The organism is Thalassobaculum litoreum DSM 18839 (assembly GCF_900102465.1).
In the GTDB taxonomy this organism is placed as follows: domain Bacteria; phylum Pseudomonadota; class Alphaproteobacteria; order Thalassobaculales; family Thalassobaculaceae; genus Thalassobaculum; species Thalassobaculum litoreum.
On the sequence record NZ_FNBW01000010.1, the window covers coordinates 196,653 to 216,529 of the forward strand.

The 19,877-nt window shown below is 68.9% G+C and carries 21 protein-coding genes; 8 read left to right on the plus strand and 13 right to left on the minus strand.

Going from position 1 to position 19,877, the window contains the following annotated elements:
- Positions 1–27: 27 nt before the first annotated feature.
- From fsa to BLS34_RS17025, 3 genes are read left to right on the plus strand one after another with little or no spacing between them, the layout of a single operon-like run.
- Entirely contained in the window at positions 28–702 is a 675-nt protein-coding gene (fsa, locus tag BLS34_RS17015; RefSeq protein ID WP_028796074.1) for a fructose-6-phosphate aldolase, read from the plus strand.
- Positions 699–1,436, plus strand: a complete 738-nt coding sequence (locus BLS34_RS17020; RefSeq protein WP_028796075.1) for a DUF484 family protein — start codon at positions 699–701, stop codon at positions 1,434–1,436. Before fsa ends, BLS34_RS17020 begins: the two co-directional genes overlap by 4 nt.
- A complete protein-coding gene (locus BLS34_RS17025; RefSeq protein ID WP_245702013.1) occupies positions 1,415–2,377 on the plus strand; it encodes a tyrosine recombinase XerC in 963 nt (320 codons plus the stop codon). Before BLS34_RS17020 ends, BLS34_RS17025 begins: the two co-directional genes overlap by 22 nt.
- Before the next feature lie 75 nt (positions 2,378–2,452).
- Here the strand turns inward: BLS34_RS17025 and BLS34_RS17030 are convergent, their stop codons facing one another.
- The 8 genes from BLS34_RS17030 to BLS34_RS17065 all read right to left on the minus strand — a co-directional run bounded on the left by BLS34_RS17030 (position 2,453) and on the right by BLS34_RS17065 (position 9,169).
- Entirely contained in the window at positions 2,453–3,259 is an 807-nt protein-coding gene (locus tag BLS34_RS17030) for an N-acyl homoserine lactonase family protein (RefSeq protein ID WP_093152105.1), read from the minus strand.
- Positions 3,260–3,355: 96 nt separating this feature from the next.
- A complete protein-coding gene (locus tag BLS34_RS17035; RefSeq protein WP_038015683.1) occupies positions 3,356–3,955 on the minus strand; it encodes a GNAT family N-acetyltransferase in 600 nt (199 codons plus the stop codon).
- 77 nt (positions 3,956–4,032) lie between these two features.
- Positions 4,033–4,461, minus strand: a complete 429-nt coding sequence (locus tag BLS34_RS17040) for a DUF6691 family protein (protein ID WP_093152108.1) — start codon at positions 4,459–4,461, stop codon at positions 4,033–4,035.
- Between the two features lie 4 nt (positions 4,462–4,465).
- Positions 4,466–4,897, minus strand: a complete 432-nt coding sequence (locus BLS34_RS17045) for a YeeE/YedE family protein (RefSeq protein WP_215906139.1) — start codon at positions 4,895–4,897, stop codon at positions 4,466–4,468.
- Positions 4,898–5,132: 235 nt separating this feature from the next.
- Positions 5,133–6,179, minus strand: coding sequence for a site-specific DNA-methyltransferase (locus BLS34_RS17050; protein WP_093152222.1), 1,047 nt, complete (start codon positions 6,177–6,179; stop codon positions 5,133–5,135).
- A 339-nt stretch (positions 6,180–6,518) separates the two neighbouring features.
- A complete protein-coding gene (locus BLS34_RS17055; protein WP_425441447.1) occupies positions 6,519–7,223 on the minus strand; it encodes a ribonuclease HII in 705 nt (234 codons plus the stop codon).
- A 136-nt stretch (positions 7,224–7,359) separates the two neighbouring features.
- Positions 7,360–8,607, minus strand: coding sequence for a PA0069 family radical SAM protein (locus BLS34_RS17060; protein ID WP_093152113.1), 1,248 nt, complete (start codon positions 8,605–8,607; stop codon positions 7,360–7,362).
- Positions 8,608–8,677: 70 nt separating this feature from the next.
- Positions 8,678–9,169 (minus strand): MarR family winged helix-turn-helix transcriptional regulator, encoded by a 492-nt coding sequence (locus BLS34_RS17065; RefSeq protein WP_281241214.1) that lies wholly within the window; start codon positions 9,167–9,169, stop codon positions 8,678–8,680.
- Between the two features lie 165 nt (positions 9,170–9,334).
- Between BLS34_RS17065 and BLS34_RS17070 the strand changes: the two genes are divergently transcribed.
- The gene (locus tag BLS34_RS17070) at positions 9,335–9,757 is read left to right on the plus strand and encodes an organic hydroperoxide resistance protein (RefSeq protein ID WP_028796084.1); all 423 of its coding nucleotides are present in this window, start codon (positions 9,335–9,337) and stop codon (positions 9,755–9,757) included.
- A 52-nt stretch (positions 9,758–9,809) separates the two neighbouring features.
- Here BLS34_RS17070 and BLS34_RS17075 read toward each other — a convergent pair whose 3' ends face one another.
- Both BLS34_RS17075 and BLS34_RS17080 read right to left on the minus strand, forming a co-directional pair.
- Positions 9,810–10,013: a DUF4169 family protein gene (locus BLS34_RS17075; protein WP_028796085.1), complete on the minus strand. Its 204-nt coding sequence runs from the start codon at positions 10,011–10,013 to the stop codon at positions 9,810–9,812.
- Complete coding sequence (locus tag BLS34_RS17080) at positions 10,010–11,041, minus strand: aminoglycoside phosphotransferase family protein (RefSeq protein ID WP_093152116.1); 1,032 nt, start codon at positions 11,039–11,041, stop codon at positions 10,010–10,012. Before BLS34_RS17080 ends, BLS34_RS17075 begins: the two co-directional genes overlap by 4 nt.
- A gap of 27 nt (positions 11,042–11,068) precedes the next feature.
- Between BLS34_RS17080 and BLS34_RS17085 the strand changes: the two genes are divergently transcribed.
- Positions 11,069–11,806, plus strand: a complete 738-nt coding sequence (locus BLS34_RS17085) for a glycosyltransferase family protein (protein ID WP_139189371.1) — start codon at positions 11,069–11,071, stop codon at positions 11,804–11,806.
- 7 nt (positions 11,807–11,813) lie between these two features.
- Here the strand turns inward: BLS34_RS17085 and moaB are convergent, their stop codons facing one another.
- The 3 genes from moaB to BLS34_RS17100 all read right to left on the minus strand — a co-directional run bounded on the left by moaB (position 11,814) and on the right by BLS34_RS17100 (position 15,341).
- A complete protein-coding gene (gene moaB / locus BLS34_RS17090; protein ID WP_093152122.1) occupies positions 11,814–12,425 on the minus strand; it encodes a molybdenum cofactor biosynthesis protein B in 612 nt (203 codons plus the stop codon).
- A complete protein-coding gene (locus BLS34_RS17095; RefSeq protein WP_093152124.1) occupies positions 12,403–14,283 on the minus strand; it encodes a lytic transglycosylase domain-containing protein in 1,881 nt (626 codons plus the stop codon). Before BLS34_RS17095 ends, moaB begins: the two co-directional genes overlap by 23 nt.
- A 179-nt stretch (positions 14,284–14,462) precedes the next feature.
- A complete protein-coding gene (locus BLS34_RS17100) occupies positions 14,463–15,341 on the minus strand; it encodes a uracil-DNA glycosylase (RefSeq protein WP_093152127.1) in 879 nt (292 codons plus the stop codon).
- A 139-nt stretch (positions 15,342–15,480) separates the two neighbouring features.
- On the opposite strand from BLS34_RS17100, the gene BLS34_RS17105 reads away from it, so the two are divergent.
- The 3 genes from BLS34_RS17105 (at position 15,481) to BLS34_RS17115 (ending at position 19,850) form a co-directional block, all read left to right on the plus strand.
- Positions 15,481–17,121, plus strand: a complete 1,641-nt coding sequence (locus BLS34_RS17105) for an electron transfer flavoprotein-ubiquinone oxidoreductase (RefSeq protein WP_093152130.1) — start codon at positions 15,481–15,483, stop codon at positions 17,119–17,121.
- A gap of 64 nt (positions 17,122–17,185) precedes the next feature.
- Positions 17,186–18,934: a tetratricopeptide repeat protein gene (locus tag BLS34_RS17110; RefSeq protein ID WP_093152133.1), complete on the plus strand. Its 1,749-nt coding sequence runs from the start codon at positions 17,186–17,188 to the stop codon at positions 18,932–18,934.
- The gene (locus BLS34_RS17115; RefSeq protein WP_093152135.1) at positions 18,921–19,850 is read left to right on the plus strand and encodes a 4-(cytidine 5'-diphospho)-2-C-methyl-D-erythritol kinase; all 930 of its coding nucleotides are present in this window, start codon (positions 18,921–18,923) and stop codon (positions 19,848–19,850) included. Before BLS34_RS17110 ends, BLS34_RS17115 begins: the two co-directional genes overlap by 14 nt.
- The last annotated feature ends 27 nt before the right edge of the window (positions 19,851–19,877 follow it).

Here is a 19,877-nt window from a genome sequence, read left to right on the forward strand (position 1 = left end):
CAACTGCCGAACACGGAGACGAGCCCCATGAAGTTCTTCATCGACACTGCCGATGTCGCGGAGATCCGCGACCTTGCGTCGACCGGCATGGTCGACGGGGTCACCACCAATCCCTCGCTGATCGCCAAATCCGGCCGGCCGATCGCCGAGGTCATCGCCGAGATCTGCGACGTGGTCGACGGCCCGGTCTCCGCCGAGGTCACCGCCACCGATCACGAGACCATGCTGCGCGAGGGCCGCTACCTGCGCGGCATCGCCGACAACATCGCGGTCAAGGTGCCGCTGACGGTCGACGGCCTGAAGACCTGCAAGGTGCTTGCCGACGAGGGCACGGCGGTCAACGTCACCCTGTGCTTCTCGCCGGCCCAGGCGCTGTTGGCCGCGAAGGCCGGTGCCGCCTTCATTTCCCCCTTCGTCGGCCGGCTGGACGACATCGGCACCGAGGGCATGGGCCTGATCGCCGAGATCGTCGAGATCTACGGCGCCTACGACTTCGCCACCGAGATCCTGGTCGCCTCGGTACGCGGTCCGCATCACGTGGTGGAAGCCGCCAAGCTGGGCGCCGACGTCTCCACCCTGCCGCCGGCGGTGCTGCGGGCGATGTACAATCACCCGCTGACCGACAAGGGCCTGGCCGCCTTCATGGCCGACTGGGCCAAGACCGGCCAGTCGATCCTCGCGCCGGAGAGCGACGCCGCATGACCGAGAAGGGGCCCGTTCCGACCACAGCTGCCGGCAAGCCCCGTTCGGGCGAGATGCGCGCGCTGACGGCCGACCGGGTCGCTGCGTATCTGCGGGAGAATCCGGAGTTCCTGAACGAGCATCCGGATCTCCTCGCGGTGCTCGTGCCGCCGGGCCAGTCCGAGGGCAATGTGGTCGATTTCCAGCAGGCGATGGTCACCCGTCTGCGCGAGGAGAACGACAAGCTGCGCGCCGCCCAGGACTATCTAGTCACCACCGCGCGCAACAACCAGTCGATCCAGGCCCGGGTGCATGACAGCGTGCTGGCGATCCTGCGGGCCTCCAGCTTCGAGACCATGATCCAGACGGTGACGGCCGATCTCGCCGTGCTGCTGGACGTGGACGCGGTCACCATCGGGGTGGAGACCGGCGACGTGCCGATCCCCAAGGCCTATGCCGCCGGTATCCGGGCGCTGCCGACCGGCGCGGTGGACGGCATGCTGGGCCCGAACCGGGACGTGCTGCTCTGTTCCGACATCAACGGCGATCCCCGGCTCTTCGCCTCAGCCGCCGGTCTTGTGCGCAGCCAGGCGATCTGCCGCCTGCGGGCCTCCAGCCAGGCGCCCGTCGGGCTGCTGGCGCTGGGCTCGCGCCGGCCGGACGCGTTCCAGCCGGGCCAGGGCACCGAACTGCTCGGCTTCCTCGGCCGGTCGCTGGAATGCATGATCCGACAGTGGCTGCACCTGCCGAGCTAGAGGCGAGCGGGGCGACCGCCACCCATGCGGACGCGCTGGCGCCGCTGATCGCCGCGTGGCGGGACTGGATGCGGGTCGAAAAACGCATGTCGGCCCACACGCTCGCCGCCTACGAACACGATCTCGGCACCTTCCTGCAGTTTCTCTCCGCCCATCTCGGCGGCCCGGCCAGCCCCGGCGACCTGTCCCGGCTGGGACCGGCAGATTTCCGCGCCTGGCTCGGCCAGCGGGCGATGGTCGGCCTGTCCAAGACATCGACCGCCCGGGCCTTGTCGGTGATCCGCGGCTTCTTCCGCTTTCTGGAACGGCGCGGGGCGGTCTCCAACGCCGCCATCGGCGGCGTGCGCGGTCCGCGGGTGCCGCGCTCCGTCCCCAAGGCGCTGACGGTCGGCGAGGCCGCCGATACCCTGGAAAGCGTCGGCGATCTGGAGGACGAGCCCTGGGTGGCGGCCCGGGACGCGGCGGTGGTGTCGCTGCTCTACGGCTGCGGGCTGCGCGTCGGCGAGGCGCTGGGGCTCGACCGGTCGGTGGCGCCGCTCGGCGAGGCCCTGTCGGTCACCGGCAAGGGCAACAAGACCCGGCTGGTGCCGGTCCTGCCCGAGGTGCGCCAGGCGGTCGACACGTATCTGAAGCAGGTGCCCTTCGCGCTCGCGCCGGACGGGCCGCTGTTCGTCGGGGTGAAGGGCGGGCGGCTCAGCCCCCGCCGGGTGCAGGAGCGGCTGCAGGTGCTGCGCGCCTATCTCGGCCTGCCGGAGAGTGCGACGCCCCATGCGCTGCGGCACTCGTTCGCGACGCACCTGCTGGCCGGCGGCGGGGATCTGCGGGCGATCCAGGAGCTGCTGGGCCACGCATCGCTGTCTACGACCCAGCGCTATACCGATGTAGACGCGCGGCGGCTGATGGACATCCACCGCCTGGCCCATCCCCGCGACCGGCGATAGAGCAAGTCACGATCGGATGGACACATCTGATCGTGTGAATTTGCTCTCTCTTTAATGGGTTAGAGCGCGATCGGTTCACCCCTTGTTCGGCATCTCGTCGAGGCGTACCACCGCCCCTTCCAGATCCGCCGACGGCGCCGGGTAGTACCGCATCACCAGCGGGTCATGCCCCGGCACAACATGGTCGGGGCTGTCGGCCAGCATCTCCAACGTATTGAAACCGTTCATCATCTCCCCGAGATTGTAGCAGATGATGAAGGGCGTGCGCTGCTCGATGTTCATGTAGAAATGGGCGCAGTCCGAGGCCAGCACGACCCAGCCGCGCTTGGTCCAGACCCGCACCGCCATCAGCCCGGCGGAATGGCCGCCGACCTTGTGGATCGACACGCCCGGCGCCAGTTCGGCATCGCCGTCGTGGAACTTCACCCGGCCGCCATAGACGTTGCGCACCATGTCGGTGACGTGTTCGACATCGAACGGCCGGCGGATCGGCTCGAAGCACATGCAGCGGCCGGTGGCATAGGCCATCTCGCCGTCCTGCAGGTGGAAGGTGGCGTTGGGGAACTGGTCCTGGCCGCCGGCATGGTCGTAATGCAGGTGGGTGATAATCACGTCCTCGACCGTGTCCGCATCGATGCCGAGCAGCTTCACGCCTTCCGCCGGGGTGCGCTCCAGCGGCACGCCCCGCTCCTTGCTCTCGCGCTCCCCGAAGCCGGTATCGACGACATAGGTGCGGTTCTCGTTGCGGATCACCCAGACGAAATAGTCGAGCGGCATCGGCCGGTCGTGCAGGTCGCTGAAGATCAGGTTCTGCGAGGCCATGCGGTCGGCCTTATGGGCGTATTTGACGGCGAAGACTTCGTACTGCTCGCGTTCGGCCACGGCGTTTCTCCCTTGGGTCGGTCTTGTTGGTATGTCGGTAGCAGCCCGCGCCCGGATCGGGAACGGGCGATCTGCGCATCACGGCGGGCGGGCGGGTCAGGTGGGCGGCAGGGTCGGATCGAATTCCTCGCGCAGCAGCGCGAACAGGACATGATCCTGCCACTTGCCGTCGATCTTCAGGTAGCGCCGCGCCAGGCCCTCCTCCTCGAAGCCGCATTTGCGCAGCACCCCCTGGCTCGCCTCGTTATGGGGCAGGGTGGCCGCCTCGACCCGGTGCAGGGACAGCCGGTCGAAGGCGAAGCAGCAGGCGCCATGCACCGCCTCGGTCATGAAGCCGTGGCGCGAGAACGGCTTGCCGATCCAGTAGCCGAAGGTGCAGCTCTGGGCGACGCCGCGGCGGACATTGGCGATGGTGATGCCGCCGAGCAGCGCGTCGTCGTCGCGACGGAACAGGAAGAAGGAATAGCTCTGGTCGCGGGTCCAGTCCTCGGCGTAGCGCGCCAGGCGGCGGCGGAAGGCGGCGCGGGTCAGCGCGTCTTCCGGCCAGGTCGGCTCCCAAGGCACCAGGAAATCGCGGGACAGGGCCCGCAGCTCGGCCCATTCCTGCCAGTCGCCACGCTGCGGCTGGCGCATATAGATGCGCGGCAGCAGCAGGGTCGGATCGGACCGGGACGGCGGAAACAGCGTTAGGACCAAGGAACCGGCTCTCGTCCAAGGATAAGAGCCATATTCTCCACGCCGGACGGCCCCCTGGCAAGCTGGGGTGTGGGCGGTCAGCCCGTTCCGGAGCCACGCAGAACGAGACGCCCGCCGATCCAGAAGCCGGCGGTCATGGCGGCGACGAAGATCAGCACCGGCCCTCCGCCCTGGGTCAGGGCCGCGAAGGCCGGGCCGGGGCAGAAGCCGACGAGCCCCCAGCCGGCGCCGAACAGCGCGCTGCCGGCCAGCAGCCGGGCGTCGATGGTCGCGGACGCGGGCTCGGGAAAGCTGCCGCCGCAGACCGGGGCCGAGAGGCGGCGGCGCACCGCCCAGGCGATCGCCATCGGCACCAGGGCGCCGCCCATGACGAAGGCCAGGGTGGGATCCCAGGACCCGTCGGCGACCTGGAGGAAGCCGAGCACCCGGGCGGGGTCGATCATGTCGGAGACCGTGAGGCCGAGGCCGAACAGCAGGCCGCCGACGAGGGAGACGAGGATGCGCATTGCCCTATTCCCCGATGACCAACGGCGCCAGACCGGCGACCAGCACGGCGACGGCCATGAAGGTGGCGGTGGCGACCATCGAGCGTCGGGACAGCCGCGACAGGCCGCAGACCCCGTGGCCGCTGGTGCAGCCGTTGCCGATCCGGGTGCCGATGCCCACGAGGAGTCCGGCGGCGAGCAGCAGCGGGACGGAGGGCGTGACGCCGATATCCACGGGCCCCGCCAGGGCGGCATAGGCCAGCGGGGCGAGGATCAGACCGGCGACGAAGGCAGCGGATTCGAGCCGACGCTTTGTGCCGGCGGCGGTTGCCATGGAAACGGCGATGCCACTGATCCCGGCGATCCGGCCGTTCGCCAGCAGAAACAGCGCGGCGGCCAGCCCGATCAGCAGGCCGCCCAGCAGGCCGTTCAGCGCATCCGACAGGTCGAACATCATGAGGCGATCCCCTCAGACGGGTTGAGCTGCGCCACTATCGCCTTGGGAGACGACGAATGTCGCAGAAATCGACGGGCTGCGACGAAGGGCGCGGGGAAGCTGACCGAGGTCCCCCGCGCTCCCCGGCCTTGTGCCGGGGCAAGCGCAGAAGCCCGGACGGGCGCCCGCAATCGTACTCCCCAGGTCGACGCCGCACCCGTCCAGGCAGGATAGCGCTCGCCGGGTCGGACCGGTTCTACGCTCCGACCTTCTCCCCCATTCCCAGGCGGATCTGGGAGCGGAAGGCGTCGATCGGCACCGGCATGCCCTTGCGTTCGGCATGCCAGAAGGTCCAGCCGTTGCATGCCGGCGCGCCCTGCACGGCGGCCCCCACCGAATGGATCGAGCCGCGATGCTCGGCGCTGATCAGGTGGCCGTCGGCCCGCACCTTGGCGGTCCAGCGGCGGCGCGCGTCGAACAGCACCTCGCCGGGCCGGATCAAGCCCTCCTCGATCAGCCGGCCGAACGGGACCCGGGGCTGGTCTCGCTTGTTGGCCAGCGCCAGGGCCAGCGGATCCTCCGCCGCCTCGGTCTCGGCGATGCGGCGCTTGGCGACCTCGATGTACTTCGCCTCGCGCTCCACGCCGATCCATCGCCGGCCCAGCCGCTTGGCGACGGCGCCGGTGGTGCCGGTGCCGAAGAACGGGTCGAGCACCACGTCGTCCGGCCGGGTGGAGGCCAGCAGCACGCGGGCCAGCAGGCTCTCCGGTTTCTGGGTCGGATGCGCCTTGTCGCCGTTGTCGTCCTTCAGGCGCTCCGAGCCCGAGCAGATCGGCAGGAACCAGTCCGAGCGCATCTGCTGGTCGTCGTTCAGCGCCTTCATGGCGTCGTAGTTGAACGTGTATTTCCGCGCGTTCTCGCTGCGCGCCGCCCAGATCATGGTCTCATGGGCATTGGTGAAGCGCTTGCCGCGGAAATTTGGCATCGGGTTGGCCTTGCGCCAGACCACGTCGTTCAGGATCCAGTAGCCCAGATCCTGGAGTGTGGCGCCGACCCGGAAGATGTTGTGATAGCTGCCGATGACCCAGAGGGTTCCGGTATCCTTCAGCACCCGCTGGCATTCCGCCAGCCAGTCACGGGTGAAGGCGTCGTAGGCCTCGAAGCCGACGAACCGGTCCCAGTCGTCATCGACCCCCGCGACCCGCGTGTTGTTCGGGCGGTAGAGCTCTCCGCCGAGCTGCAGGTTATAGGGTGGATCGGCGAAGACCAGGTCGACGCTTGCATCCGGTAGTGTGCGCAGCATGTCCACGCAGTCGCCGGTGAGGATTCGCCCCACCGGCAGCTTGGTCTCTCCCACGTTCTCGCCCCCGTCCGTGCCAAGAAGGAGGGTCGGAGAATCTCACGTGCCGGGACTCCCGTCAACGCTCATAGGCGAATCACTAAATAGACTCAATGAGTTATGAGTCATACCCAAGATATAGTGCTAACTGTGGGCTCTAGACGCTTGGGATGGGGCGGTAGCGGGATGGGGTTGGGTTCTCCAATCCCCTCTTCCCCATCTTCACTCCCCGGACTTGGTCCGGGGCCTACGGGAGGAATGGCAAGCCCGGGGAGTGTAAGAGGGTGGTGGGGTTGGGGAGGCTTACCCCAGCCCCCGCGCCTCCAGCACGGCGCGGACCGGCGCGAAGCTGCGGCGGTGGTGCGGGGTGGCGCCGAGCGCCGCCAGCCCCGCCCGGTGCTCCGCCGTGCCGTAGCCGGCATTGCGCTCCCAGCCGTAGCCCGGATGGTGCCGTGCCAGGGCGGCCATCTCGGCGTCGCGGGCCTGTTTGGCGGCGATGGCGGCGAGGGCGATGGACAGGGAGAGGCAGTCGCCCTTGACCACCGCCTGGGCCGGCCAGGGCCAGGCAGGCAGCCGGTTGCCGTCGACCAGCACATGATCCGGCCGCCGTCCGAGGGTGGCGACCAGGGCGTCCACCGCCCGGGCCATGGCGGTCAGGGCGGCGGCAAGGATGTTAGTGGTGTCGATCTCCGCCACCTCGGCCCGGCCGAGCGCGATCACCGCATAGGGCCGCGCAGCTTCCAGGGCGGCGGCGCGGCGCTCCGCCGTCAGGGCCTTGCTGTCGGCGATCAGACAGGCCACGGAGTCCGGCATCCGGTCCACATCGATCCAGGCGGCTCCGGTGACCACCGGCCCGGCGAGCGGACCGCGCCCGACCTCGTCGACCCCGAACACCGTCGCCGCCCGGCCGAGACCCATCCCGGCCGCCGCCGCCCGTTCCAGCTCGGCCGTCGGACCGGGGAGGGACGGTCTCAAGCCCGGTGCACCAGATTTCGGGGCTTTGGCCATTTCAATCGGTCCAGCATATCAAGATCTTGCGGCGACAACTTACATGTCGGTTTCACGGTGCGCTACAGGGCGCTACCGGATTTTATACATGAATCCAAAGATTTAACCCAGAGGCAACGGTCGCCCGAAACCCCGCTCAGCCCTCGAACAGCGACATCTGCCGGCTGACCGCGGCCGGAACCGTGAAGCGCGAGGTGTCCAGCCCGCCCATCCGCCGTCCCAGACCCAGCTTCTGGCAGGTGCGGCGGAACCGCTGGGAGATCATATGGGCATACGGCCCTTCGCCGGACATGCGCTTACCCCATTCCGCCTTGTACAATGCGCCGCCGCGGCTCTGGCGCACCAGGGACAGCACCCGCTCCGCCCGGTCGGGGAAGTGGGTGTGCAGCCATTCCTCCACCAGGTCCTTGATTTCCAACGGTAGTCTCAGCAGCACCCAGGCCGCGTGCCGCGCGCCCTCGCCATGGGCGCGTTCCAGGATCGCCTCGATCTCGCTGTCGTTCACGGCGGGGATGATCGGCGCTACCAGCACGCCGCTCGGCACCCCGGCAGCGGCGCAGGCGCGGATCGCCGCCAGCCGCTTCTCCGGCGTCGACGCCCGCGGCTCCATCAGCCGGGCCAGGTCGCGGTCCAGGGTGGTCACCGACATCGACAGCGACGCCAGGCCCTTGGCGGCCATCGGCCCGAGGATGTCCAGGTCCCGCACGATCAGGTCCGACTTGGTGACGATGGTCACCGGATGCTCGTGCTCGGCCAGCACTTCCAGGATGCCCCGGGTGATCTTCCGCTCGCGTTCCACCGGCTGGTAGGGATCGGTATTGGTGCCCAGCGCGATCGGCTGGCAGGTGTAGCCCTTGGCCGCCATTTCCTTGCGCAGCAACGCCGGTGCGTCCGGCTTGGCGAACAGCCGGCTTTCGAAATCCAGCCCCGGGGACAGGCCGAGATAGGCATGGGTCGGCCGGGCGAAGCAGTAGACGCAGCCATGCTCGCATCCGCGGTACGGATTGATGGAGCGGTCGAACGGCACGTCGGGCGACTGGTTACGGGCGATCACCGTGCGGCTGGCATCGATGGCGACGGTGGTCCGCAGCCGCGGTTCCTCGTCCTCGGCCCGCTGCCAGCCGTCATCGACCCGCTCCTGGGCGAAGCGCTCGTAGCGCCCGGCCACGTTGGTGACGGCACCCCGACCCTTGCGCGGCGCCGGCGGCACCACATCGCTCGGCGCCTCGTAGCTCGGCGCTACCGCCTCGATAAGCTTGACCGGCTCCTCCGCTTCGTCCGCCTGGCCGAAATCGTCGACGAACGGGTCGCGGGCGACGTCCTGGGCGAACTCGTCAGCAAAGACTTCGAGCGGATCGACCGCAATGGAACGGCGACGGGACATGCCGTCAAAATAGGACGACCGAGAGAACAAAGCAAGAACTTCGATACCCGGGACGGGCGGCCGCCTCGGCTCACTCCCGGTCCAGAAAAGCCTCCAGCCGGTCACGCAGGGCCACCAGCCGGTCCCGCTCCGCGCGGGCGTCCTCGCGGTTCATCCCGGCCGCCTGGCCGATCGCCAGCGGGATGTCCGATGCCCGCGCCCCGAGGGACCGCCCGGCTTCGGTCAGCACCACCCGGACTCGCCGCTCGTCCTCCGGGTCCCGGCGGCGCTGCAGCAGGCCGCGGGCCTCCAGGCGCTTCAGCAGGGGCGTCAGCGTCCCGGAATCCAGACGCAGCTGCGCGCCGAGGGCATTCACCGGGATGTCGTCGCGCTCCCACAGGGCCATCATTGCCAGGTATTGCGGGTAGGTGAGATCCAGCGCTTCCAGGATCGGACGGTAGACCTTGGTCAGCGCCAGCCCGGCCGAATACAGGGCGAAGCAGAGCTGGTCGTCGAGCTTCGGCGGCGCGGAAGGGGTCGCCGGCGGGGCGGCGGTGGGCAGGGGGGGCGTCTGTTCGTCCACGGCAGGCTCCAGATGAGCCCGGCAGCATACCGGGCGGCCGATTAGATCATACACAATCTTATTGCATGGCTGTCATGTCGTCTGATTGGTTGTCAAAAATTCAATCGCGCACAATCTTTATCGCATCTGGACCGTATCGACTCTCTCAGAAATCAGGAGACCGAGATGAACATCCTGTACAAGACCTCCGCCAGCGCCACCGGCGGCCGCGCCGGTCAGGCCCGCACCGAAGACGGCGTGCTCGACGTCACGCTGACCTCGCCGAAGGAGCTGGGCGGCGACGGCGCCACCGGGACCAATCCGGAGCAGCTCTTCGCCGCCGGCTATTCCGCCTGCTTCCTCGGCGCGCTGAAATTCGTGGCCGGTAAGGAGAAGGTGACGATCCCGGCCGACGCCAAGGTCACCGCGACCGTCGGCATCGGCCCGCGCGACGACGGCACCGGTTTCGGCATCGAGGCGGCCCTGGCCGTGTCGATCCCCGGCGTCGATGCCGAGACGGCCAAGTCCCTGGTCGACAAGGCACATGTCGTCTGCCCGTATTCCCACGCCACAAAGGGCAATATCGACGTGGCGCTCAGCGTCGTCTGACCGGCTGGGTCTGACCGGCCCGCGCGTCACTGGCGTGCCGCGACGGCACGCGTCAATCGGGGTCGGACCGGTCCTTGTCCGGTTCGACCTTCCGGCCCTCATGCGCCCGGTCGGCGGCCTCGCGCCGGGCCTGCTCGACCTGGCGTTCGGTCTTGGTGCGGCCGTGCAGTGCGCGATTCTGAGCCGCCTTCTCCGCCGCGTCGGCCCGGCCGCGGCGCTTGCGTTCGGTACGCAGGTTGACGATCTTCCCGCTCACGGGATCAGTTCCTCCCCGCTGAAGGCCCGGTCTCCGATCCAACCGGACCGCGCCTCCTCCATCATCGCCGGATCGACGAAGCGTGCAAGCCTGCGCGCCAGGCCGGAGGTCGCCGCATCGGCCGAGGCCAGCGCCGCCGACAGGTCGTTCGTCGCCGCCCAGGCGCAGGCCCAGCTCGTGGTCCGCAGCCAGATCAGCCGGCGGTAGGGCAGGACCCACGGCCGCACCGCCGCCGCCAGATCCGCCGGTACCTCCGCCGCCCAGGCGCCGTGAAAGGCGACGATGTCGGCGCGCTCCGCACCTCCCCGCACCGCCGGATCCCAGGCCAGCGAGGACGGCAGGGAGGCGTGGGCGAGGTCGACCGCCGCGCTGTCGTAGACCGGCCGCTCCACGTCGAGCAGCACCGCCGCCCCGTCCGGCAGAATCCGGAAATTGCCCGGATGAGTGTCGGCGGCCACCAGGCTGGGGGCCGGCCGGGGCGGAGCCTGGGCGATCAACCCCTCGGCCCAGCCCATCTCCTCATCCAGAATCCGCCGGGCATCGCCCTCCAGACGGTCCTGCACCGGGGCCAGTTGCCGGCGGGCGACGGTCAGCAGATATGTCAGCGGATCCGCGGGGTCGACGAAGGGCGCCCGGCGCGTCGGCACGGGCAGACGGTGGATCGCGGCCAGCGCCCGGCCGATCGCCGGCAGATCGGTCGGCAGGGTCGGCACGGCGCCGTCGACGTCATCGACCACCAGCGCGCCCCAGGGCAGATCGGGCGACACCCGCAGCATCCCATGCAGCCGGGGCACCGCGCCGCTGGGCGCCATACGCCGGAACGCCCGGGCGGCATAGATCAGGTTACGCCGGGGCGACAGGCCCAGATGGCTCATCCGGGGGACCCGCACCAGGCGTCCGCCGGCGAGCCGCCAGTGGCGGTGAACCCGACCCTCCACCGGCTCGGCGGCGATGGCGTCCTCGGACAGAGCGAGGGCTGCGGCCAGGGTGGTCCGGGTGGGGTCGACGGAACGGGAATCGGTTATCATTGCGCGGACTTACCATAGGCGAGACCGATGCACCTACCCCGTCCCCGCGCCATGCGCACCGACGCCGCCGCCCATGTCGGCCCTCCGGGGACCCGGCGCATGGGTCTGTCCGTGGTGATCGCGGCGAACGGGGACGCGGACCAACTCGCACGCTGCCTAGCCGCCCTGGTGGGTACGGAGAGCCGCGGCCTCGACCTGGAGACCATCGTGGTCGACCCCGACGGAAACCCGGGCCTGGCCGCCGTCGCCGAAGCCCGGGGTGCCACCCTGATCACCCTGCCCGCCTCCCGCGGTGCGCGCCTCGCGGCCGGGGCCAAGGCCGCCACCGCGGACTGGCTGCTTCTGCTGCGGGCCGAGACGGTGCTGGAGCGGGGATGGGATGCGACGGTCGTGGTGTTCGCCGCCGAAGAGCGCAACCGCGAGCGCGGGGGCTTCTTCCCGCTGGACGTGGTGGGCGACCCCCTGGCCACCCGGCTGATGCGGTTCCGCAACCGCTGGATGGGGCTGCCCTCGGGCGCCCAGGGGCTGGTGATCCGGCGGCGGTTCCTCGTCCATCTGGAGGGAGTGGCGGATCTGAAGCGCGGCGAGGATCTGATCCTGGCCCGCGCGCTCGGCCTCGCCCGCATGGTGGTCTTCGACGTCGCCGCCAGGGTCGAGGCCGGAGATTGGCCGACCGGGGCCGGTGCCGTTCTGCTCGGCGCGCTGAGGATTTTCCTGTTCCGTCTGCATATCCCGGCGCGCTGGCTGCAGCGGCTGGGCGATTGACGCGGCCTCAGGCCTTGGTCTTCTCCCGCGCCAACTCGTGCTCGCGCAGGCGGGGCATAATCTCGACGAAATTGCAGGGCCGGAACCGGAAGTCGAGCTGATAGGCGAAGATCTCGTCCCAGGCATCCCGGCAGGCGCCGGTCGAGCCGGGCACGGCGAACAGATAGGTGCCGCGGGCGACGCCGGCGGTGGCCCGGCTCTGCATCGCGGAGGTGCCGATCTTCTGGAAGCTGATCCAGCGGAAGGCCTCGCCGAAACCCTCGATCCGCTTCTCGTAGACCTGCTCGAAGGCTTCCGGGGTGACGTCGCGGCCGGTCACGCCGGTACCGCCCGTGGAAATCACCGCGTCGATCCCGTCATCGGCGATCCAAGCCTTCAGACGCTCGGTGATGGCGCTCACGTCGTCCGGCACGATGGCTCGATCGGCCAGGACATGGCCGGCGGCGGTCAGCCGCTCCACCAGGGTGTCGCCGGACCGGTCGGTCTCCGGCGTCCGGGTGTCGGAGACGGTGAGGATGGCGATGTTGACCGGGATGAACGGCCGGCTCTCGTCGAGGCGGGCGCCGGGCGCCGCCCTGTTCAGCGCCGTGCCGCCGTCAGTCTTGTCCGAATCGGGCATTGCGGATCTTGAATCCTGTCTCGTCGTCGATGCCGCGATAGATCGCCCAGTCTCCCGCGGCGACGCGGTCGAGGGACGGTGCGGTCTGTCCGAGACGATGTCGGTAGATCCAGACATTTGACAAGACCCGTTCGATGAACTCCCGGGTTTCCCGCGACGGGATGGACTCGATGAACAGCAGCGGATCGTCCTTGAAGTTCACACTCCGCGCCCACCGGCCGAGATTGCCCGGCCCGGCGTTATAGGCGACCAGCAGGCGGAACAGGTCGCCATCCACCCGGTCCAGATGCAGCAGGTGGTCGACGTAGCGCTGACCGAGCTGGAGGTTCAGGGCCGGATCGTAGAGCTCGTGCCGCTCTTCCAGATCGTCGTTGGCGTCCATGTAGTTGGCGGTGCGCGGCATGAGCTGCATCAGCCCGCGCGCACCGCGGCCGGAGCGCGCCCGCGGATCAAAACCGGATTCCTGCCGGATGATGCCGTAGATCAGCGCCCGGTCGACGGAGAACCCGTCGGCCGGCGCCCAGCGCGGCACCGGATAGAGCGCGGCATGATAGATCCGCCCGGTCGATACCCGGATGATGCCGGCCAGACGGATCGCCAGGCCCGGCATGTTGTGGCGGGTGGCAATGGTCATCAGCGGCTCGCGCAGCGACCGGTCGAGGCGCGGGAACAGCTTGCGCCATTCGCGTTCCGCCCGGCTGCTCTCGCCGACCTGCATCAGGGCGATCGCCCGGCGCGCGCCCTCGTGGGAGAGCAGCCGCTTGGCCTTGCGGTCGGTGATCTCCGGCAGCGACCAGTCGAACGGCACCTCCACGCCGAGCGCACGACGGCCCAGCAGACCGTAGAAGGTCAGCGGATACTGTGCGGCGCGGGCAAGCCAGCGGGTCGAATCGGCCGGCTTGCGCAGCTGCAGAGCGGCACGGGCCGCCCAATAGGCGCCGGCGGACCGTTGGGTGCGGGCCGCGTTTTCGGACATGGCGAGCGCCGAGAAGTGCTTTTCGGCCTCTTCCACCTTGCCCAGCCGCCAGGCTGCCATACCGGCGATCCAATAGGCGGCCGGAACATCGTCGCCGGCTTCCTCCGCGCTCTTCGCCGCCAGGCGCAGCGCCTCGGCATCCTTGCCGAACACGAACATGCCCTTGGCGATCTGGCCGCGCTGTTCGGCGAATTCCACCGGATCGAGCAGCCTGCGCACCGCCTTGGTGTCCAGCTTGCGGAGCGCCGCACTCGGAGACCCCTTGCCGATCAGCGACCGGATCTCGCGCGCCAGATTGCGGATGCTGGCCTGTTCGGATCCGCTGCGCTTGCGGGGCGAGACGTAGAAATGCACGTCGCGGACGGCATCCGCGCCGTTGCCGCCGAGGTATCCACGCTCCGGCGCGCGCGGCGCCTTGGCGGAGGCCGGCTTGCGCCGGACGGCCAGACCGTAGATGCGCTTGGCATCCGCCAGATCGGCATAGTCCCGCAGCCAGTCCCGCAGCTCCACCCAGCTCGACCGGTAGGCGGTCGGATGCAGGTAGCGCTGCGCCTTGACGTGACCGAGCAGGATCTTGTTCTGGACCCGGGCGATCAGCGTGTCGGCCGTCTTCCAGTGGCCTTCGCTCTGTTCGGCGAAGATCTTCCGGTAGAGCTCGACATCGCGCTGAGTCAGAATCCGCGGCAGCGGCTGAGCGGCTTCGAGGCGCGACTCATCGAGAATGGCCGGCGGCAGAAGCGCCGTTTCCTGCGCCCGCTCCTGGGCCCGGACACCGGTCGCCACGCCGAACAGCAGGGCGGCACCGAGGAGTCCGACAACCAGGCGATGAATACCACCCCCAAAGGTCGACGGGGATTTGTGGCGGGATTGTGGCGGAGACATGCGATCCAGTTAGTAGGATTCGTTCTACACGGCAAGGTGAGTCACCCCGGCCACGGAACCATTCCTGTGGATAACCGACCCGAAAATCGCTGTCCGAATGCGGAATGAAATTTAATTCTGTATTGATGAATTCAAATAACGTATTTATTGCTCAATATTACATTAATTTATTGCGATAATTATACTGCCTTCGCGACTTCATCCAGACGGCGACGCAATGCAAGCAAGTCCTTCCAGGCACTCGCCTTTTGTCCGGGGGTCCGCAGCAGATAGGCCGGGTGATAGGTCGCGAGCGCCGGGATCACCCCTCCCGAATTGGGCAGCGGCCAGTCCATCCAGGTGCCCCGCAGGCGGGTGATGCCCTCCTTGCGGCCCATGAGCGTCTTCGCCGACGTGCCGCCGGCGAACATCAGAACCTTGGGTGCCGCCAGCTCGATATGGCGCTCCACGAAGGGGACGCAGGTGGCGATCTCCGCCGGTGTCGGCTGACGGTTGCCCGGCGGCCGCCAGGGCAGGATGTTGGTTATATATACCGAGTCCGCGCGCGACAGACCGATGCTGGCCAGCATGCGGTCGAGCAGCTGGCCACTGACCCCGACGAAGGGCTTGCCCTGACGGTCCTCGTCGGCGCCGGGCGCCTCGCCGATCACCATGAGATCGGCACCGGCCACACCGTCGGCGAAGACCGTGTTGGTCGCCGTGATCTTGAGGCCGCAGCCCTCGAACCCCTCCATCACCCGCTTGAGGCTTTCCAGGGAGGTGGCGCCCCGCGCCGCGGCCCGGGCGGCGTCCGCCGGGCGATCCAGCTCAGCCTGGGCGGCGCGCGGCACGGCGCGCGGCACGGCGGGACGCGGCGGTGGTGCGCTCGGGCCGTGGGTCGGCGTCTGCGGGGCGGAGGCGGCGGGTCTCGGCGCCGGCGCCGGATCTGATCTCTGGGCCGGTTTCGGGGCCGGCGCCAGCCGGTTCACCGGGTCGGCGAGTATTGCCTCATCGACCCCAGCCTCCACATACCAGGAAAGCAGCGCGCGGGCTGCCGAGTGGATATCGGCCGCCGTCACGGTCTGTCCCAGGCCCGGATCGGGGCCAGCGCCCCTGGTTTCGCGTACATGGGTGAGTTATGACAGGTCGAAGGGCCGGCGGCCACCGCGCGGTGACAAAGAGATAGAATGTGCCATTGCTTCGAAGCGGGAGTGCAGGATGGAACGGGAGTCGATGGAATGCGATGTCGTCATTGTCGGAGGCGGACCGTCCGGTCTCGCCGCCGCGATCCGGCTGAAGCAGCTCTGTCAGGAGAATGATGTCGATCTCTCGGTCGTCGTCCTGGAGAAGGGGGCCGAGGTCGGCGCCCATATCCTGTCCGGCGCGGTCATGGAGACCCGGGCGCTCGACGAGCTGATTCCGGACTGGAAGGAAAAGGGGGCGCCGCTGAACACGCCGGCGACCGAGGACGAGTTCCTGTTCCTGACCAAGGGGTCGTCGTTCCGCCTGCCGACCCCGCCGACCATGAACAACCACGGCAATTATATCGTCAGCCTGGCCAATGTGGCGCGCTGGCTCGGTGAGCAGGCCGAGGGGATGGGCATCGAGGTCTATCCCGGCTTCGCCGCCGCCGAGGTGCTGTATCACGAAGACGGCAGCGTCAAGGGCGTGGCCACCGGCGACATGGGCATCGGCAAGGACGGCGAGAAGACCGCCCACTACCAGCCGGGCATGGAACTGCACGCCAAGGTGACCCTGTTCGCCGAGGGCTGCCGCGGCTCGCTCACCAAGGGGCTGATGGAGCGGTTCGACCTGCGCAAGGACTGCGATCCGCAGACCTACGGCATCGGTATCAAGGAACTGTGGGAGATCGAGCCGGAGAAGCACACGCCGGGCAAGATCGTCCACACCATCGGCTGGCCGATGAGCGGCGACACCTATGGCGGCTCGTTCCTCTATCACCTGGAGGACAACCAGGTCGCCGTCGGCTTCGTCATCGGGCTCGACTACAAGAACCCGCACCTGTCGCCGTTCGACGAGTTCCAGCGCTTCAAGCAGCACCCCTCGATTCGGCCGATCTTCGAGGGCGGCCGTCGGGTCTCTTACGGCGCGCGCGCCATCAACGAGGGCGGCTGGCAGTCGATCCCGAAGCTGACCTTCCCGGGCGGTGCGCTCATCGGTTGCGCCGCCGGTTTCCTGAACGTGCCGAAGATCAAGGGCAGCCATAACGCCATGAAGTCCGGCATGACGGCAGCCGAAGCGATCTTCGAGGCGCTGAAGGGCGGCGACGCGACGCAGGGCGTGGAGCCGACGGCCTACCCGGACATGCTCAAGAAGACCTGGGTCTACGACGAGCTTTACAAGGTCCGCAACATCCGGCCGGCCTTCCGCGCCGGCCTGCTGCCGGGCCTCGCCTATTCCGCGATCGACACCTACATCTTCCGCGGCAAGGCGCCCTGGACCCTGCACCACCACCCGGATCACGAAAGCCTGATGCCGGCGTCCCAGGCGCAGCCGATCTCCTATCCGAAGCCGGACGGCAAGATCAGCTTCGACAAGCTCTCCTCGGTGTTCCTGTCGAATACCAACCATGAGGAGAATCAGCCAGCCCACCTCACGCTGAAGGACCCGTCGATTCCGGTGGACTACAATCTGGCGCTCTACGACGCTCCGGAACAACGCTATTGTCCGGCCGGCGTTTATGAGATCGTACGCGACGACGACGGTGGGAACCCGCGGCTGCAGATCAACGCTCAGAACTGCGTGCACTGCAAAACCTGCGATATCAAGGATCCCACGCAGAACATTCACTGGGTCGTGCCGGAAGGAGGGGGAGGTCCGGTCTACCCGAACATGTGAGGCTTTGCCTTTGCCCCAGACCGCCCTGCGACCCGCTTCCGCTGCCGGACGACGGACCGGCATCATGAGCGGCCTTCGCACGTTCGCCCCGGCATTCTGCGTCGCGCTGGGCCTGTCGGCCTGCGCCTCCGCCGGCCCCCGGGCCGGGGATGCAGCCGCCGTCCCGCTGTCTCCGAGTGAAATGTCGGCCTCCGGCGCCTTCCTCGCCGGACGGTACGCCGACCGAATTCGCGATGTCGGCCGCGCCAGCAGCTTCATGGACCGGGTCCTGGAAGACGGCGATATCGGCATCGCGCTGAAACGACGCGCCTTTCTGCTGCGGCTGGAGGCCGGACGCTACGACGACGCGGCCCGGCTCGCCCCCGAGATCGCCGACACCCTCGATGCCAACGCGCCGATCGCCAACATCTTCCTGGCGGTCGAGGCGGCGCGGACCGGCGATTTCGCCCGGGCCGGCGCCCTGATCGACACCCTGCCGGACAACCGGCTGAACCGGGTGCTCAGCCCGCTGCTGGAAGGCTGGATCGCGCTCGGCCAGGGCCGTCGCGACGACGCGGAGCACGAGATCGAGGGGGTGCTGGAGCTCGAGGGCTTCGCCGTGCTGCACGCCCTGCACAGCGCGATGCTGGCCGATGCCGCCGGCGAAACAGCGCTGGCCGCCGAACGCTACGAGGCGGCCGTGGTCAGCATGCCGGATCCGCCGCTGCGGGTGCGCCTGGTCGCCGCCGACTTCCAGGCCCGGTTCCTGGGCGTCGAACCCGCCATGGCGACGGCGATCGTGACCGATACCGTGTCCGCCGATCCGAGCGATGTCCGCACGTATCTGCGCCGGGCCGCCGATACCCGGAGCGGCGAGCATCTGACCGTCACGGACGGACTTGCCCAGGCCTTCTTCGACCTGGCCAGCGCCCTGCAGCGCGACCGCCGGTCGGAGCTCGGGATGGTGTTCAGCCGCCTGGCCCTGCGGCTCGATCCGGATTTCGACCTGGCGACCCTGCTGATCGCCGAGATCCTGGACGACCGCGAGCAGTACGCCGATGCGCTTGCCCTCTACGATACGGTCCCGGAAAGCTCGGCCTACCGCCTGATGGCCGAGCTGCGGGCGGTGAGCAGTCTGGTCGACCTGGATCGCATGGACGAGGCGGTGGACCGGTTGAACGCGCTGGCGGACCGCCGACCGCAGCAGATCGACCCGCTGGTCCGGCTCGGCGATCTGTACCGGTCCAACGAAAACTGGAAAGGCGCGATCTCGGCCTATAACCGGGCCTTCTCGCGCCTGTCGGCGGACGATCCCGGCTCTTGGTCGATGCACTATTCCCGCGGCATCGCCCTGGAGCGCGACGAGCAGTGGGACCGTGCCGAGGCCGATTTCCTGAAGGCGCTGGAGCTGCGGCCGGAGCAGCCCTATGTGCTGAACTACCTGGGCTATACCTGGATCGACCAGGGCCGAAACCTGCCTCGGGCGACGAAGATGATCGAGCAGGCGGTCTCCCTGCGGCCGAACGACGGCTACATCGTCGACAGCCTGGGCTGGGCCATGTACCGCCAGGAGCGCTTCGCCGAGGCGGTGGAGCATCTGGAGCGGGCGGTCGAACTGCTGCCGACCGATGCGACCATCAACGACCATCTGGGCGACGCCTATTGGCGGGTCGGCCGCCGTCAGGAGGCCCGGTTCCAGTGGCAGCGGGCTCTGAGCTTCGACCCGGACAAGGACCTGGCCAGGAGCATCGAGCACAAGCTCCAGGCCGGCCTGCCCGCGGTGCAGTCGCAATCGGTGAAGACCGCGGACACAAAGACGGATGTCGACGGCTGACCGGCGGGGCGCGCCGAGGCACCGCATCGCGCCCGCCAAGGTCAATCTCGCCCTGCACGTGGTCGGCCGCCGCGCCGACGGCTATCACCTGCTCGACATGCTGGTGGCCTTCGCCGATATCGGCGACCGGGTGACCTGGCAGCCGGGCGGCGGAGCCTGCCGGCTCGACATCGAGGATCGGCTTGAGCGTCCGGAGCCGGTGCCCACGAACACCTCCAACCTCGCCTGGCGCGCACTGGCCCTGGCCGGCCGTCTCAGGGCAAACAGGCTCGGGGCAAACAGGCTCGGAGCAAACCGTCTCGGAGCGGCGTCTCTCGCCGGCACGCTGACCGTCCGCAAGGAGCTGCCGTCCGGCGCCGGGATCGGCGGCGGGTCGAGCGACGCGGCGGCGGTGCTGCGGCTGCTGCTGGAGGATGCGGGTATCGCTGAGGAGACCCTGCGGATCGAAGCCCTGGCGCTGGGGGCCGATCTGCCGGTCTGCCTGGCCGGCCGCCCCGCGCGCGTCGAAGGCATCGGCGAGCGGATCACGCCGGTGACCCTGGGGGCCGCCCTGCCCGTGGTGCTCGTCTGGCCCGGCGCCGGCCTGTCGACCCCGGCCGTCTTCAAGGCGCGCCGGCCGGAGTTCGAAGACGCGGTGCCCGATGTGGCGATCGACGGCCTCGGGCGCGATCCCGTGACCGCGATCGCGGGCCTCCGCAACGACCTGGAAGAGACGGCCTGCCGGATTCTGCCCGTGGTGGGCCGTGCGCTGTCCGCCCTGCAGGCTTCTGCGGGATGCCGGCTGGCCCGCATGTCCGGCAGCGGCTCGACGGTCGTCGGCTATTTCGCCGATCCCGAGGCAGCAACGGAGGCGGCGGCGCGCCTGGCCGCCGACATGCCGGGATGGTGGATCCGCGCCGGAACCCTGCAGGTTTAGCGAAAGTCCGGCTCAGTTCAGCCACCG